Raw genomic sequence first — 969 nt, 5'->3', positions numbered from 1 at the left:
TGGCATTAGCTATCGTGAACTGCAGGAAATGCTGGCCGAACGGGGTGTGAATGTTGATCACACGACTATTTACCGTTGGGTTCAACGTTATACGAATCTAAAAATGGGAGCCTATAGCTCCCATTTTTATTGTTAAACGTTGAATCCTATATGTTTTCCTGTTGGAAGCTCTACATCAATACGGAGCTTCCCACCCATTGCCTCAACATACTTTTTCATGGTTGAAATCTTAAGATCATTGCCACGATTTTCTATTGCTGAAAGCGATGGCTGTTTTATTCCCAAAGTTTCAGCAAGCTCTTTTTGAGAAATTTCGAGTTCTTCACGAATAAGATGAAGCTGATTTTCTAGCAGTAATTCATCAGCCATTTTTTGAATACGGGCTTGGCTCTCTGGAGAGCGGCTAGCTAACAATTCTTGCAGAGTCTTAGCCATTAGATTTATCTCCTAGGGTAGTGAGATGAAGTTGGTATTGTTCATCTGCAATATCCAGCATGTCTTTATAAAAACGCTTTTTACCGCCTTTATCAGCAATACATAGAACAATAGCCTGTCGTAAGGGATCAAATGCGAAGAAAGCTCTTAAGGGTCTACCGCGATGTTGAACACGCAGTTCTTTCATATTGGTAAATTTAGACTCATACACAGTATCTACTAAAGGACGGCCTAAACTCGGTCCCTGCTGCTGTAGAACAACCAGGGCAGCTAGGACCTTCTCTTGTGTAGGTTCATCTGCTGTTCAAGCCACTGATTAAATAGATCTGTCGTAATGACTGTCCACATACCACAACCAAAATATAGATTATAGTCTATATTTTAGGGGCATTATGTTTGTTTTGCAAATGAGAAAGGATAGGCAATAAAAAACCCCGGCATCCTGATCTGACCCCCAAAAGTTAGACAGTAAGTTAGGCAATTTCTAAGGACTGATTTCTGTATTCTACAGGGGTCAGTCCTTTCAATTTAACC

The 969-nt window shown here is 40.5% G+C and carries 1 protein-coding gene and 2 pseudogenes; 1 reads left to right on the top strand and 2 read right to left on the bottom strand.

The window, feature by feature from the left end:
- Positions 1-91 (top strand): annotated as a pseudogene (locus tag NI462_RS14895) (IS6 family transposase); the annotation flags it as partial.
- Positions 92-132: 41 nt separating this feature from the next.
- Here NI462_RS14895 and NI462_RS14890 read toward each other — a convergent pair.
- Together NI462_RS14890 and NI462_RS14885 are read right to left on the bottom strand one after the other, a co-directional pair.
- Positions 133-435 (bottom strand): helix-turn-helix domain-containing protein, encoded by a 303-nt coding sequence (locus NI462_RS14890; protein WP_001140620.1) that lies wholly within the window; start codon positions 433-435, stop codon positions 133-135.
- Positions 428-783: pseudogene (locus NI462_RS14885) on the bottom strand (type II toxin-antitoxin system RelE/ParE family toxin). Before NI462_RS14885 ends, NI462_RS14890 begins: the two are co-directional and overlap by 8 nt.
- Positions 784-969: the final 186 nt, after the last annotated feature.

This window comes from Acinetobacter lwoffii, from assembly GCF_024129715.1.
GTDB lineage: Bacteria > Pseudomonadota > Gammaproteobacteria > Pseudomonadales > Moraxellaceae > Acinetobacter > Acinetobacter lwoffii_U.
This window is presented reverse-complemented; position numbering and strand designations above follow the sequence as displayed.